This is a genomic window from Mycolicibacterium setense, assembly GCF_000805385.1.
GTDB lineage: Bacteria > Actinomycetota > Actinomycetes > Mycobacteriales > Mycobacteriaceae > Mycobacterium > Mycobacterium setense.
In genome coordinates, this window is the sequence record NZ_JTJW01000006.1 from 516,842 (window position 1) to 531,303 (window position 14,462).

15 protein-coding genes are annotated in these 14,462 nt (G+C 66.4%); 11 read left to right on the forward strand and 4 right to left on the reverse strand.

The annotated features are described in order from the left end of the window. The first annotated feature begins 74 nt into the window (after window positions 1-74). The gene (locus QQ25_RS13150; protein WP_039379038.1) at window positions 75-1,331 is read left to right on the forward strand and encodes a cytochrome P450; all 1,257 of its coding nucleotides are present in this window, start codon (window positions 75-77) and stop codon (window positions 1,329-1,331) included. Window positions 1,332-1,411: 80 nt separating this feature from the next. Here the strand turns inward: QQ25_RS13150 and QQ25_RS13155 are convergent, their stop codons facing one another. Then, a complete protein-coding gene (locus tag QQ25_RS13155; RefSeq protein ID WP_039379040.1) occupies window positions 1,412-2,227 on the reverse strand; it encodes a thioesterase family protein in 816 nt (271 codons plus the stop codon). A 23-nt stretch (window positions 2,228-2,250) separates the two neighbouring features. Next, entirely contained in the window at window positions 2,251-3,111 is an 861-nt protein-coding gene (locus QQ25_RS13160; RefSeq protein WP_039319000.1) for an SMP-30/gluconolactonase/LRE family protein, read from the reverse strand. 76 nt (window positions 3,112-3,187) lie between these two features. On the opposite strand from QQ25_RS13160, the gene QQ25_RS13165 reads away from it, so the two are divergent. The 8 genes from QQ25_RS13165 to QQ25_RS13200 all read left to right on the forward strand — a co-directional run bounded on the left by QQ25_RS13165 (window position 3,188) and on the right by QQ25_RS13200 (window position 11,529). Continuing rightward, window positions 3,188-3,892 (forward strand): hypothetical protein, encoded by a 705-nt coding sequence (locus QQ25_RS13165; RefSeq protein ID WP_039319003.1) that lies wholly within the window; start codon window positions 3,188-3,190, stop codon window positions 3,890-3,892. A gap of 61 nt (window positions 3,893-3,953) precedes the next feature. Next, window positions 3,954-5,129: a cytochrome P450 gene (locus tag QQ25_RS13170; RefSeq protein ID WP_039379910.1), complete on the forward strand. Its 1,176-nt coding sequence runs from the start codon at window positions 3,954-3,956 to the stop codon at window positions 5,127-5,129. 1 nt (window position 5,130) lies between these two features. After that, window positions 5,131-6,099 (forward strand): zinc-binding dehydrogenase, encoded by a 969-nt coding sequence (locus tag QQ25_RS13175; RefSeq protein WP_039379042.1) that lies wholly within the window; start codon window positions 5,131-5,133, stop codon window positions 6,097-6,099. Beyond that, window positions 6,096-6,908 carry an HpcH/HpaI aldolase family protein gene (locus QQ25_RS13180; RefSeq protein WP_052235802.1) on the forward strand — a complete coding sequence of 271 codons (813 nt, stop codon included), beginning with the start codon at window positions 6,096-6,098 and terminating at the stop codon, window positions 6,906-6,908. The genes QQ25_RS13175 and QQ25_RS13180 overlap by 4 nt, the downstream gene beginning before the upstream one ends. A 35-nt stretch (window positions 6,909-6,943) precedes the next feature. Beyond that, window positions 6,944-7,648 (forward strand): SDR family NAD(P)-dependent oxidoreductase, encoded by a 705-nt coding sequence (locus QQ25_RS13185; protein WP_234706088.1) that lies wholly within the window; start codon window positions 6,944-6,946, stop codon window positions 7,646-7,648. Further along, window positions 7,630-9,168 (forward strand): flavin-containing monooxygenase, encoded by a 1,539-nt coding sequence (locus QQ25_RS13190; protein ID WP_039379044.1) that lies wholly within the window; start codon window positions 7,630-7,632, stop codon window positions 9,166-9,168. Before QQ25_RS13185 ends, QQ25_RS13190 begins: the two co-directional genes overlap by 19 nt. A gap of 3 nt (window positions 9,169-9,171) precedes the next feature. After that, window positions 9,172-10,095: an alpha/beta hydrolase gene (locus tag QQ25_RS13195; protein ID WP_039319011.1), complete on the forward strand. Its 924-nt coding sequence runs from the start codon at window positions 9,172-9,174 to the stop codon at window positions 10,093-10,095. A 195-nt stretch (window positions 10,096-10,290) separates the two neighbouring features. Further along, the gene (locus QQ25_RS13200; RefSeq protein ID WP_082017520.1) at window positions 10,291-11,529 is read left to right on the forward strand and encodes a MinD/ParA family ATP-binding protein; all 1,239 of its coding nucleotides are present in this window, start codon (window positions 10,291-10,293) and stop codon (window positions 11,527-11,529) included. A gap of 59 nt (window positions 11,530-11,588) precedes the next feature. Here QQ25_RS13200 and QQ25_RS13205 read toward each other — a convergent pair whose 3' ends face one another. Then, a complete protein-coding gene (locus tag QQ25_RS13205) occupies window positions 11,589-12,062 on the reverse strand; it encodes a hypothetical protein (protein WP_039379045.1) in 474 nt (157 codons plus the stop codon). Between the two features lie 28 nt (window positions 12,063-12,090). Next, entirely contained in the window at window positions 12,091-12,798 is a 708-nt protein-coding gene (locus QQ25_RS13210; RefSeq protein ID WP_039379046.1) for a DUF427 domain-containing protein, read from the reverse strand. 207 nt (window positions 12,799-13,005) lie between these two features. On the opposite strand from QQ25_RS13210, the gene QQ25_RS13215 reads away from it, so the two are divergent. Next, complete coding sequence (locus QQ25_RS13215) at window positions 13,006-13,596, forward strand: hypothetical protein (protein WP_131546159.1); 591 nt, start codon at window positions 13,006-13,008, stop codon at window positions 13,594-13,596. Further along, window positions 13,596-14,462: an acyl-CoA thioesterase gene (locus QQ25_RS13220; RefSeq protein WP_101906296.1), complete on the forward strand. Its 867-nt coding sequence runs from the start codon at window positions 13,596-13,598 to the stop codon at window positions 14,460-14,462. The genes QQ25_RS13215 and QQ25_RS13220 overlap by 1 nt, the downstream gene beginning before the upstream one ends.

The following is a 14,462-nucleotide window of genomic DNA, read 5'->3' on the forward strand; positions in this document are numbered from 1 at the left end:
AAACTATTGCTCAACTGTCACGCTAATTCGTGGCGCGACATCGTCGTCGGACGCCCGTGGAGGAGGGAATCCCAGTGACAGTTGCCAGCTCACCGCAGGCGCGCGAGTACAGCCCGTTCGACATCACGTCGCACGATTTCTGGAGCCGGTCCTTCGCCGAACGTGACGAGACGTTCGCGCAGTTGCGTGCTCGTGACGGCCTGAGTTGGCACCAGCCGCTGCCGACCCTGTTCGACGTCGAAGAGCCCGGCTTCTGGGCGGTGACCCGACGTGCCGACATCCAGTTCGTCAGCCAGCACCCCGAGCTGTTCACCTCCACCAAGGGCGTGGCGCTGGATCCGATGCCGGCCGACGTGCAGAAATTCGCGACCTTCTTTCTGATGATGGATCCGCCGGAGCACACCACCTACCGGCGCCTGATCAGTTCGGCGTTCACCCCACGCAACGTGCGCCGGATCGAGGAGCAGATCCACGCGAACGCGGTCGCTGTCGTCGATGACCTGATCGGTGCCGGGGACGTCGACTTCGTCGAGGCATGCTCGGCGCAACTGCCGATGCGGACCATCTCCGACATGCTCGGTGTGCCGACCGCCGATCAACCGGCGCTGGCCAAGGCCGCCGAGAAGTTGTTCAGCATGAGCGACGACGAGTACTCGACGCTCGAAGAACGCGCCATGGCCACCATCAACGAAATCATGCTGATCTCGAACACGGGCGTGGAGCTGGCCAAGTTCCGGCGCACCAATCCCGGTGACGATCTGATGACCAGCATCGTCAACGCCGAAATCGACGGTCACCGGCTGACCGACGAGGAGATCGGCGCGTTCCTGATCCTGCTGGCCTCGGCGGGCAACGACACCACCAAACAGACCACCACTCACGCGATGCTGGCCTTGGCCGCGAATCCAGACCAGAAGGATTGGCTGTTAGAGGATTTCGACAACCGAATAGGTCTGGCCACCGAGGAGTTCGTGCGATGGGCCACCCCGGTCATCCAGTTCGCGCGGCACGCCACCGAGGATGTCGAGCTGGCCGGCCAGCAGATCCGAGCCGGCGACAAGGTGGGCCTGTTCTACTGTTCGGGCAACCGGGATGAATCGGTGTTCGCCGACCCACAGCGATTCGACCTGAGCCGTTCGCCCAATCCGCAGATCGGATTCGGCGGCGGCGGTCCACACTTCTGTCTGGGCAATCAGCTGGCCAAGACCGAGTTGCGGCACTTGTTCCGCGAGTTGCTGACTCGGCTCAAGTCCATCGAATTCGGTGAACCCGAACTGTTGTACAGCAGCTTCGTGCACGGCATCAAGCGCGTGCCGGCGCACATCGCCTAGGTCGGTACACGCTTCCGGCCGAGTGGCCAGTTATGTCACGCCCACCGCGAAATGCCGTGACATAACTGGCCATTCGGCACCTATTTGGGTGGGCGGGGGCGCACCAGCACCGACTGCTGGATCGCGCCCACCGCGCCGGTCTGGTCGAACAGCGTGCCCACCGTGGCACCGATGCCGTCGGGCCCGTAGTTGGTGTCGGCGCGGATGCCGATCCAGTCCCCGTCGGGGACCCGGTGGATGTGCACCACCAGATCGGTGTTGAGAAATGTCCACTTGCGGATGTCGATCTTGGAGCCGATGCCGTTGGCGTCGTCGGCCACCGCGAACAACCGTTGCAGCGGCGTCATCGACTCACCCTGGACCACGTCGACCGTCGGTCTGAGCCAGGATTCGCCCGGGCCGGGGGCCTGCGGGACGGTCAGCCAGCGCCAGTCCACGCTGTGCACGTAGTTGGGCTCCCAGTTCTTGGCCATGTCGCGGCTGCGGGCCCGCTCCAGCGGCGGCAGTGGCTCGACGCCGGTGTGGGCGATCGCGCTGGTGTCCAGTTGCAGCATCCGCCACCCGCTGGCCCGCGCCACTGTTCGGGGTGCCCCGTCGGGCCCGGGGGCCAGCATTTCGGCGCTGACCAGTTCGATCTGCTTGCCGGGCCTTTCCAGTTGTGCACGCACCCACAGGTCACCCTCCGATGGCACGCCACCCATGAGGTCGATGGCGACCCGGCTCAGCCGGGTATCCGCGCGGTGCTCGCAGCGTTCGAGGGCACGCACCAGCAAGGCCGAGACCGGCGCGCCGTGCTGGATGTCGGCAGACCAGGTGCCGCGGGCCATATCGGTCGCAGCGAATTTCTCACCGATCGGGTCGTTCTCGTCGATCAGCTCGTAGTAGGCGTCGGACATATCTACCGTTCTGGTGGTGGTCTTCAATGATGGTGAAGCATGTCGTGATCGCCCGGTGCCGGTGTTTCGACCATCAGCGCGTCGACCCGTGACAACTTGGTGCCGATCAGGCGCTCCGGATACGCGTCGGTGGTGGTGACCATGAACAGGGTGCGTCCCTCGACGCCGCCGAGGGCACACGCGATCGCGGTGCGTCCGTCCGCATCGATTCGGTCGGTGACCCCGGAGCCATCGGGCGCGATGCGCTGGAATTCGTGTGCCAATGTCAACGCCGCCCACACCCCGCCCTCGGCATCGACGGCGATACCGTCCGGCGGCCCGTCCAGGCCTTCGGCGAACACCCGCCGGCCGGTGAGGCCGCCGTCGGGGCGGATGGTGAATGCGCTGAGCCGTCGCGCGGTGGACTCCGCGACGATCAGAGTGGTGCCGTCCGGGGTGATCGCCATGCCGTTCGGGAAGTCGAGATGCTCGGCGACAACGGTCGCCCGGTTGTCGGGGTCGATGCGCACGATCACCCCGCCGGTTCGGGCTTGCGATCCGACATAGGCCCGGCCGTGTTCGTCCACCACCATGTCGCCGAGGGCTGCTGGGACCAGATCGCTGAGATCGACCAGCAGCTCCACGGTGTCGCCGTCGTAGCGCAGCACCTGACGGCGCTCGGTGGACACGATCAGCAGGGTGCCGTCGGGCCGAAAACCCAAACCCGACGGGGAATGTCCGGGAACGGGCAGGGTGGTCATGGAACCTGACAACGTGACCGTGTGTAGGGCTTCGCCGAGCATGTCGGAAAACCACAGCAGTCCTTCGAACCACCGCGGCCCCTCGCCGAAACAGAAACCCTGCGCCAGTTCAGTTGTCCCGGTTTGTTCCGTTCCTGCAGTCATGTCTCCGCACCTTTACAAAACACGTCACAAGTGTCACGCTCGCAGGGTGCCACTGTCAACCACCGGAGCGCCCTAGATGAAGAAGTTCTATGGCCACACGCTGCTGTATCTGCACGAAACCATCGATCTGGGGTCGGCTCGAACCGACCAGTTCGTGGAGACGTTCGGTGAGACCTACCAACCGATGATGGAGGATCTCGGCGCTCGGTTGTTCGCGATCTGGGAAACCACGCCGTACAACGGACACTGGCCGCAGGTGACGATCATCTGGGAGATCGACGCCTTCGCCGACTACGCCCGGATCGGCAAGGCGCAGGCAGTCGGCGGCACTCACGAGAAGCCCGCACTCCAGTGGGCGGCATACCTGTCCGAGCTCGGCGCCCGTGGTGAGGGCCGAATCATGTACGCGGGCAAGTACAACAGGACCCTCGCGCAGCTGCGAGAGGCGAACTTCGGGGCAGGCCTGGTGATTCAGGAAATCATGCAGACCAAGCCCGGCCGCCAGGACGACTACATCCGCGAGCTGGAGCGGCTGTATGTGCCGTGGTCGGAAAGCACCGGCAAACGCTGGCTGGGCTCGTTCATCACCACCTTCCGGTTCAACGAGGTGATCCACTATTGGGCGCTCGACGGTGACTGGGATTGTTTCGAGAACCATTACCCATCGTGGAAGGGCAACCCGCCCGCGGAGATCGTCACCTGGATGAGCGTGGCCCCCGCCCTTCGTGACGGCTGGGAGGATTCCATCCTCTCGGCCTTGCCGCCCTCGCCACTGAAGTAGGTCTGCTGTGAATCAACCTGTGCTGCAGGATTTCACCTACGATCCGTTTGATCCAGACGTGATGGCCAACCCGCTGCCGTACTACCGGATCCTGCGTGACGAGTACCCGGTGTACTACATCGACAAATGGGACACCTACGCGCTGTCCCGGTTCGGCGACATCTGGGACATGCTCGGGGTCAACGACGGAACCTTCGTGGCGTCCGAGGGCACCCTGCCCGCCGCGAACGTGCTGGCGCATCGCAACGACAGCGCGGTGCCCGACCCATCGCTGCACCCGATGCCCTTCCACGCCAACTTCGATTCGCCCATCTACGAGGACGTGCGGCGCTGCACGTCGGCACAGTTCCGGCCGCGGTCGGCGGCCAAGCTGGCCGATCGGATCAGGACGCTGGCCAACGAGCGCCTCGACGAGCTGCTGCCGCGCGGCACCTTCGACCTGACGCAGGACTACGGCGGCATCGTCGCGGCGGCCATGGTCTGCGAATTCGTGGGTCTGCCAGTCGATCTGGCGCCGGACGTGCTGGCCACCGTCAACGCGGGCAGTCTCGCGCAACCCGGAGAAGGAGTCGAGGTCGGCAATGCCCGCCCCGGTTACCTGTCTTACCTCACCCCGATCATCGAGAACCGGCGCGCAGAAGGCCACGACGGCAGCGTGCCGATCGCCGATGCCCTCATCGATTACCGGCTGCCCGATGGCTCTGCGTTGGGTGACACGGAGGCCGCGGTTCAGATGCTCGGTGTGTTCATCGGTGGTACGGAAACCGTCCCGAAGATCACCGCGGCCGGTCTGTGGGAGCTCCTTCGCCACCCAGACCAATTGGCCGCAGTACGTTCAGACCTCGACGGAAATGTGCCCGTCGCCCGCGAAGAGATCATCCGGTACAGCGCTCCCGCGCAGTGGTTCGCCCGAACAGTGCGGCGGCCGTACACCGTGCACGGCACCACGATCAAACCCGGCCAACGGGTGATCACCCTGCTGGCCTCCGCGGCGCGCGACGAGCGCGAGTACGACAACCCCGACGCATTCGTGTGGAACCGGCGCATCGAACGGCTGTTGTCGTTCGGCCACGGGCAGCATTTTTGCCTCGGTGTACACGTGGCCCGCCTCGAGATCACGATCCTGATTCAGGAGTTCCTCAAACGCGTGCCCGAGTATCGCATCGACGAGGCCGCGGCATCGCGGCCACCGTCGAGTTTCCAGTGGGGCTGGAACAACATTCCCGTGGAGGTCTGACGTGTGGTCCTACCGGCTCGTCGCCCCGTATACGTTTGAGCGGAGCGAGGTTTCAGAGCCCTCACCGGAATCGTTGACAGATGGCCAGGTGCTGCTCGACTTCCTGGCCGCCGGCATCTGCGGCAGCGATCTACCCGGATTCCGTGGCACCCAGGGCAAGCTGCCGGGGGACACCGGATGCTGCGCGGCAGAGATGGATGGCTTTCCGATCCACGAAATCGTCGGTGAGGTACTGGCCAGCCGGCATTCCGATCACCGGCCGGGGGAGCGCGTGGTGGGCTGGGCTTCGGGCTTTGACGGGCTGATGGGCCGCGTGATCGCGGACGGAGCCGGGCTGGTGTCCTACGATCCGGCGCTGGCGCCGGAACTGGCTGTCGGCCTGCAACCGTTGGCCTGTGTCCTCTATGCCGTCGAACAACTGCCGGATCTTCGAGGGTGCCATGTGGCGGTCATCGGGCAGGGCTCGATCGGGTTGCTGTTCTCCTATGTGGCAAAGGCTTTCGGCGCATCACGGGTCACCGGTGTCGACCCGGTGGACCGGTCATCGGTGAGTGCCGGCTTCGGGGTCGACGACTCCGTCCGGGCCACCAGCGACCGTTGGGTGAGGCACTTGGGGCCGACCGGCAGGCCCGACATCGTCATCGAGGCCGTCGGGCATCAGGTCGCCACGCTCAACCACGCGCTGGAAGCCTGTGCTTTCGGGGGCACGGTGTTCTATTTCGGGGTGCCCGACGACGACAGCTACCCCGTCAGTATGCGCACCATGCTCCGCAACAATCTGACCCTGAAATCCGGTGTCACACTGGACCGTCAGCGGGTGCTGCGGCGTGCCGACGAGTTCGCCCGGGCGCATCCCGACCTGCTACCGGGCTACGTGACCCACACCTTCGGCTCCGGCGACGTGCAGGCGGCATTCGAGCTCGCCTGCGCTCCGGTGCCCGAGCGCGTCAAGATTGCGATCACCCGATGAACCCCAGCAGGTTGCAGGTTGCGCTGGCAACCCATGCCCAGGTATGGGGCGGGTGGGTCGTCGGTCCGACCATCCTGGGTCCCGAGGAGTTCGCGGCGGCCGGTTACCACTACGTCGGATTCGACGTACAGCACGGCTATCTCGACGACGCCGACGTGGCGCTGCTGTTGCGTCGCCTCGAGCATGTCCCGATCGCCACCGCGGTACGGCTGCCCTCGGCTGATCCTGCTCCGATCGGCCGGGTGCTCGACGCCGGCGCCGACGCGGTGATCATCGCCATGGTCGAATCCGCCGAGCAGGCTGCCGCGGCGGTCGCGGCCACCAAGTACGCCCCGGCCGGGGTGCGCAGCTTCGGACCGCTTCGGGCGAGCCTGGGACACGACACCGCCGAACTCGAAGACCGGGTGAGTGTGTTCGCGATGATCGAGACGGCCCGCGGCCTGGCCGCGGCCGAGGAGATCTGCGCGGTGCCCGGCCTCACCGGGATCTACGTCGGTCCGGCAGATTTGGCGATCTCCATGGGGTACCGGCTCGCCGATGCCTGGACACAGCCCGAAGTGCGTGCCGCGATGGTGGCCATCCAGTCCGCCGCGCACGGCGCCGGGCTGATCGCCGGAATCCACGCCGGGGCGGGGAAACTCGGAAAAATGCTGGGCGACTTGGGATTCCAGATGATCACGCTGGCCTCGGAATCTCAAGCGCTGCGCCGCGGCGCCGGCGAACACCTCACCGAGGCAACAGGACAGGCCGAAGGCGCAACCCCATCCGGGCACACCGCGACCGGCACCGATCGAGGAGGCTACAACTGAACGCAGGAGCAGGGAATGGCAGCCGCGTCGCGCTGGTGACCGGGGCCGCCCGTGGCCAGGGCGCGGCCATCGTGCGCAGACTGGTGTCCGACGGCTACCGGGTGACCGCCGGGGATCACCTGATCGACGAACTCACCCCCACTACAACCACGTTCGGCGACAGCGTGTTGGCAGTCGAACTGGACGTGACATCGCCAGAGCACTGGCAGGCCGCAGTAGCAGCCACGGTGGCCCGATTCGGCGGGCTCAACGCACTGGTCAACAACGCCGGTGCATTGCACCGCGCACCGATCGCCGAGGAAACGCCGGCCGGGTTCGAAGGTTCTTGGCGGGTCAACTGTCTGGGACCGTTCCTCGGATTGCAGGCAGCCCTCGAACCGCTGCGCCGCGCAGAAGGCGCCGCTGTGGTGAACACCTGCAGCACTGGCGCGATCCGCCCGTTTCCGCACCACGCGGCCTACGGTTCGTCGAAGTGGGCGCTGCGCGGGCTCACCCAGCTGGCCGCCGCCGAACTCGGTCGTGACGGCATCCGGGTCAACGCGATCTTTCCCGGACCCGTCGAGACGCCGATGCTCGACGCGTCCACCCAGGCCAGGCTGGCGGAGCGGGCGACGTTGGGGCGGCTGGGCAAGCCGAGCGAGATGGCCGACGCCGTGGCGTTCCTGTTGTCGGACCAGGCGGCGTTCATCACCGGCTCGGAACTCGTCATCGACGGCGGCCAATGTCTGCGGATCGGATGACGCAGGTGCCGAGTTCGTCATCACCGTCGGTGGGCATCATCGGCGCCGGCCCTGGCGGGCTGGCACTCGGAATCTTCCTGAAAAAGGCCGGTTTCGACGATTTCACGATCTTCGACCGCGAAGACGGGGTCGGTGGAACGTGGCGGATCAACACGTATCCGGGGCTGGCCTGCGACGTGAAATCGCACCTGTACTCGTATTCGTTCGATCTGAATGCCGACTGGAGCCGGCTGTGGGCGGGGCAACCGGAGATCTTGGCGTACTTCGAACGGTGCGCCGAGCGCTATCGATTGGGTCCGCATCTGCGGCTGAAGACCGAGATCACCGCGGCTCGGTGGGATGCCCGCGCGAACAGTTGGGTGTTGACCACCGGATCGGGTGAGCAGCACCGGTTCGACATCGTGGTCTCGGCGATCGGACTGTTCACCCAGCCGCTGCGACCGGAACTGGTGACCGAAGAACCGTTCACCGGCACTCTCATGCACACCGCCGAATGGGATCACGACGTCGCGCTCGAGGGCGCGCGGGTCGCCGTTCTCGGTACGGGATCAACTGCCTCACAGGTGGTTCCGGAACTGGCGAAGGTCGCCGAGAAGGTGTACTCGGTGCAGCGCTCGGCGACCTGGGTACTGCCGAAACCCGACCGCCCGTACACCGAACGGGAACGCTGGCTGTTCGCCCACGTGCCGTTCGCGAAGAAGATCTACCGGACTCGGCTCTGGCTGCGTAGTGAGTCCAACATCGCCGTCATCGAGAACGGCAGCGACAAGACGCAGGAGTTCAAGGCACTCGCCCTCAACCTCCTCGAATCGACCGTCGCCGATGACCGATTGCGGGCCCAACTGACCCCGGACCATCCGCTGGGTTGCAAGCGGCTGGTGTTCTCACCCGATTTCATCGCCACCCTGACCAGGCCCAACGTCGAGGTGGTGTCCAGCCCGGCCCGCGCGCTACGGGCCCGGTCGCTGGTCACCGAAGATGGTCGGGAACTCGAGGTCGACGTGGTGGTGTGCGCCACCGGGTACGCAGCCGCGGACTACCTGGGACAGATCGAGGTGTCCGGTGAAGGCGGGGTGTCGCTGCACGACACCTGGCGTGACGGGGCATTCGCCTACCTCGGGATGACGGTGCCGGGCTTCCCGAACTTCTTCATGCTCTACGGACCCAACACGAATGTCGGCTCGAACAGCGTCATCTTCATCCTCGAAGCACAGGCCCGGTATGTGGTGCGGGCTCTGAAATATCTTCGGCGCAAACGCAAGTCATACCTCGCGGTGCGTCCCAGCACGATGGCCGCATTCCTCGCCGACATCGACCGGTGGATGCAGGGCACGGTGTGGCTGACCCGGTGCAGCAGTTATTTCCGGGCACCCAGTGGCCGGGTGGTCACGCAATGGCCACGCAGTGCACGAGCATTCTGGTCGATGACCCGGCGGTTCCGGTCCGCGGACTACACTTTCGAACCGCCCACCAACTACCCGGCCCCGGTCACCGCGGCCGCCGATCGGACGGACGGCTGAGCCATGGCGTGGCTGGAGCGCCTCGACACCGCCCTACACGGGTTCGCCGAGGCCCGCACGGACCTGACCACTGAACAGTTGGGTGTGGTGCGTGCCTCGCTGGATCAACGGCGCCGCGACGCCGCGCAGGTCCTGGACACCCCAGGGGTGGAGATCGTCGGGGCTCGCGTCGCACTGGGGCGACGCACCATCCCGGTGCGGATCTACCGGGGAGGCCCCTCGCCGTCACCCGCGGTGGTCTACTGCCACTCGGGCGCCTTCGTCCTCGGCAATCTCGACACCGACCAGATCCAATGTGTGGAGCTGGCCCGGCGGGCCCGCTGCACGGTGATCGCGATGGACTACCGGCTGGCGCCCGAGTATCCCTACCCGGCCGCCTTCGACGACGCGATGGTGGTGCTCAACTGGACGGCCACGCTGGCAGGCGACCTCGACATCGACCCGGGGCGCATCGCGGTGGCCGGAAGCAGCGCCGGTGCCGCGCTCGCCGCGCTGCTGGCGCAGCATTCCACTGCCGGCTCCGCACCGCCGATCGTGTTCCAGGCACTACATCAGCCGGTGCTCGACGACCGGCCCACGCGGTCCAAGGAGGAGTTCGCCGACACCCCGGGCTTCGACGGTCCGGCGACGGTGGCGATGTGGCGCCACTATGCCGGTGGCCGGGACGTGCCGGAGCCTGCCGTGCCAAGCCGGGCTGGCTCGCTGACCGGAGTGGCTCCGGCGCTGATCACCTGTTCGGAACTCGATCCGCTGCGCGACGAAGCGCTCGACTACGCGCGCCGATTGTTGGCCGCGGAGGTTGCCACCGAACTCCATCTCTTTCCCGGGACGTGCCACGGCTTCGATTCGCTGCTTCCGGACTGGGAGGTCAGCCAACAGCTTTTCGCGCTGCAGGGCGCGGCGCTGCGCCGTGCACTGCACGGTTGAGCTGATAGCTGGGCCACCCCGGCGGACGCTCGGCTGTGGTTGTGATCGACGTTGTGGGCAATAATGCAGGTCTGTTGCAAGTGAAACTCGTGCGGACAGTCGAAGCGGCCGGTGCGCCGGTGGCCTTGACGGTGCGTCAGCACATCGGACGGTCAATCGGGTATGCCGTAGCGAGTGAGCGATTGAGAGGTAAACATGTCGGCCGACGACGACCGGCTCATGTACTCCGGAGACGCCAAACACGCCAGGGATCCGCTGGCCTACGGCGGGCTTGACGCCCTGCTCGGCGGCCCGGTGGCAGCGCTGCCCAACGGGCGATCCCGGCACGGCGACGCCAGGGTATCCACCCCGCCAGTCGTGCTGACCTCGAATTTCGCCGCCCCCCGCGAAGCGGAGATCACCACCCAGCTCCCGGTCGTCCCGGGCCGCCCGATCAGCGGGTCCTCCTCGGCCGGCAGCTGGATCCTCGAACAGCCGATTCCCGCGGCCGCACCCGGTGAGGCCCGCGCCATCGACAATCTGTCCCGCGTCGGCGTGCGCTCGTCGGTCAAGATGCAGCCACGACGCGGCTGGCGGCGGGCGGTCTACGTCACCACCCGGCTCAATCTCGGCCTTTCCCGTGACGAACTCTATGAACTCGACCTGTACGCCAGGGTGCGCCGCACGGCCCGGGAGTCCCATCAGATCGGCGTCTTCGGCCTCAAGGGCGGCGTGGGTAAAACAGCCGTCACCGTGGCGCTCGGATCCGTGCTGGCCGCGGTGCGTGGCGACCGGATCCTGGCCGTCGATGCCGATCCCGCCAGCGGCAACCTGGCCGACCGGGCCGGACGGCAGTCCGCGGCGACGGTGCGCGATCTGCTGGCCGCCGGCGACCTGTCGCGCTACAACGATGTCCGGGCGTTCACCAGCATGAACGAGTCCAAGCTCGAGGTCCTCGCCGGCGATGAGTACAGCGGCGCGAGCCGGGCCTTCAACGATGCCGACTGGAACGCCGCGACCGCCGCCGTCTCCAAGCACTACAACCTGGTGCTGGCCGATTGCGCGGCGGACATGTTCGCCCCGGCCGGCCGCGGCGTCCTCGCGACGGTGTCCGGCGCGGTCATCGTCGCCAGCGCCTCGATCGACGGTGCCCGGCAGGCCGCGGTGACGATGGACTGGCTGCGGCACAACGGCTATCAGGATCTGCTGAACCGCTCCTGCGTCGTGGTCAACCACGTCGGGCCACGCAAACCCAACGTGAACACCGGCGACCTGGTGCATCAGTTCCAGAAACATGTGGCGCCCGGCCGGGTGTTCGTATTGCCGTGGGACAAGCACATCGCCGCGGGCACCGAGATCCATTTCGACCTGCTGCGGCCGGCGTTCCGGCGCCGCACGCTGGAGTTGGCGGCGGCGCTTTCCGACGATTTCGACGGCGGCGCGGCGCTGGCTTGATTCTCGGCTCGCCGAGGTGGCTTGATTCTGGGCCCCGCCGAGGTGGCTTGATTCTCGGCTCAGCCGAGCGCCAACTCCCGCGCCACCGCGGCGTGATAGGCGTCGATGTTGGCCGGATTGACCACGCGGAACAAGGCGTCCGGCAGCGGCGCATCCTTGTAAGCCTCGATGGTCATCGTGCGGCTGAACAGTGTGATGTCGTTGCCGGGGCGGGTGAACTGATATTGCACGGTGATGCGGCCTTCCATACCGCCGTTGCCGTCACTGTCGTGACCGAGCCGGCCGACCGAGTTGAACACCCACATGCGGGGGCGCATGGCGATCGCCAGGTGCCAGGTATAGATGTGTGCCCCGTCCGGTCCGGCCTCGGTCCAGGTGTCACCCACCTGCAGTGGCAGCCGCTCCGGTAATCCGCCGATGTGGGCGCTGCCGGGATAGGTCTTGACCCAGTTCGCCGGATTGGTCACGAAGTCGTAGACCTCCTCGGCGGACTGGGTGAAAGCCGTCTCGGAGCTGCTGGTCACGATTCCCAATGGTGTTCGCTTTCCTCGGTTTTGCCGGTCAGAGTTCGCAACCGCACGTGGCCGTCGTCCCGGACGACGGGAGTTCGGCCAGCACGTCCACGCGCGTTGCGTCGAAGCTGAGGAATCCCTGGATGGGCAGGGATTCCGGAGGGGTTTCGGGGTAGCTCCACGCCACATCGGCGATGACGGTGTCGCCGACGACCGCTGACCAGTAGGTGGCGGTGCCCTTGTAGTTGCAGTACGACGTGGTCTGACTGGGCTGCAGAAGGTCCGTGCGGACCCGGGCGGGAGCCACGTAGAGCCGCGGCTGAAGGGACGTCTCGAAGACGATGACGGTGTCGTCGGTGTCGACCAGAACGGTGTCGCCTGCCGTGACCCGCAAGCCGCGGCGGGTCGGCCGGCAGTCGACGCGGTGGTAGGGGTTCGGCGGGTAGTGCACCAGTTTGCGGCCCTCTTCGAACCACGCGTCGACGGCATCCCAGGGCACCGAGACGTATCCCGGTGCCTCGATCACCGGCTCGTGCGGAAGGTTGCCGACCTCATCGCTGGGGAACGCGTAGCTCAGCGGGTGCCCGGCCCGGTGGACCATCAGGGCGTGCTCGGTGTCGATCTGTACGGTATCGCCGCGGAACGCCTGGATGCGGCGCGGATGCGGCTCGATGTAGACGGTGCCCTCAGCCAACGGAGGGGTGAACCAACCGGCCGGTTGTGCACTCAACGGCCCCCGTCCTGCGACGAGACTCATTGCAGCACCTCCAATTTGGCTGATCGACCTGACCGTACGGCTCTGCTGGACGCGTCGGCGGCCATGTGCGCGGCCGGTCGACGCGTCACGATAGAAGCTTTACAGATTCTCTTGAGAATGTCACGCTGTTGGGTGAGGCGGACCACACCGCAACAACCTGTCGAGAGTGCCGGCCGCACAGGCCTTGGACCCGGAATGGATGCACCTATGTCCCTACAGTCAGGAATGTCCGCGCAGTTGTCCGAGGTGCCCGGCGGCAACACGGTCGCAGTCCCGTTCGCCCGGCCGTTGGTGCGTCCCGAAAACGCCCTGCAGTACGAGGTGAAGGTGGTGGCACCCGATGTCGCCGGCACCGTGTCAGGAATCGGTGGATGGTTGTTCGACCGGGCGATGGCAGGTTGGCGGGTCGGCGTCGTCGTCGAGGAGGGTGGAGATGAGCGTGCATTGCGCGTCCTGGGCCTGAATGCCGTTGGTCTGAATGCTCTGTGGTCATCGGCGGGGGCGGACTCGGTGGCGATGACGGTGATCGGTACCTCCTGCTTCGAATCTGGTGACCACGGACTCACCGCGAGCTGTGCCGTCGGAGATGTGGTCTTCTTCGGGTCGCACGCTCCGGATGGCTTCGGCGAACAGATCAAGCGGGTGGAGTACCGGCCGAGTGCGGCGGCGCTGGCGTTCAAGGCCCACGCGTGGGCCATGGCCGGGGGAGACCCCGGGCCCGTCGGTAGCGTCGAGACCCTGTTCCGGTACGGCCGGTCGGCGGGCTTGCCCGACGCCGACCTGGCTCCGGTGTGTTGATCCCGGCGCAGGCGTCGGTGGACGGCCTTCTCGAGGTGTTCGATGTGGCACCCGACGGACCGGATCGATTCGTCGGCGTGACCGGACCGGCCGGAACTGACGGCAGGCGGGTGGCCAAAGGGGCGCAGGCGCTGGGCCAGGCCATCGTCGCGACGGCAAAACGATTCCCGGACAAGACGATTAGGTCAGCACATGCGGTCTTCGCCAGGCCGGTCGACATCGATTCCATTGTCGAACTGTCCGTCGGTGTCGTACATGAGGGCCGATCTGTGGCGACCGCGGTCGTCACCGTCGGCCAGGGTTCACGGCTGTGCGCAACGGTGACAGTGCTGGCGGACGTGCCCACGCCCGATGTCGTCAGGCACCACGCCTTGCGTCCCGATGTCGGGACGCCCGACGACGCCTGCCCCGCCGGTCCGGCCATGGCTGGGCAGGAGCTGCGCCTCGTCGACGTGGTCGACGTCAACAGCCCTGACGAAGTCGGGCCGCCCGAACTCTATGCCTGGCTGGCGTGTGACCCGGTACCCGAACGGGACGATCTCGCCAAGGCACTACTGTCGTATTTCACTGGGCAACTTGGTATTTCGACCACCATGCGGCCGCACCGCGGGATCGGTACAGCGCAGGCGCACGCGACTGTGTCGACGGCGTTGATGTCGGCGTCGGTCTGCTTCCATGAATCGGTGCAGTGGGATGGCTGGTTGCTGTACAGCCATGAGAGCACCGCGGCCGGACACGGCATGTCGTATGTCCGCGGTCAGGTGCACACCGAGGACGGTGACCTGCTGGCGTCATTCACCCAGGAGGGGATGATCCGCCCGATGCGACCGGTGGATACCGCTATCGACATGCCGGCCCGGTTGTAG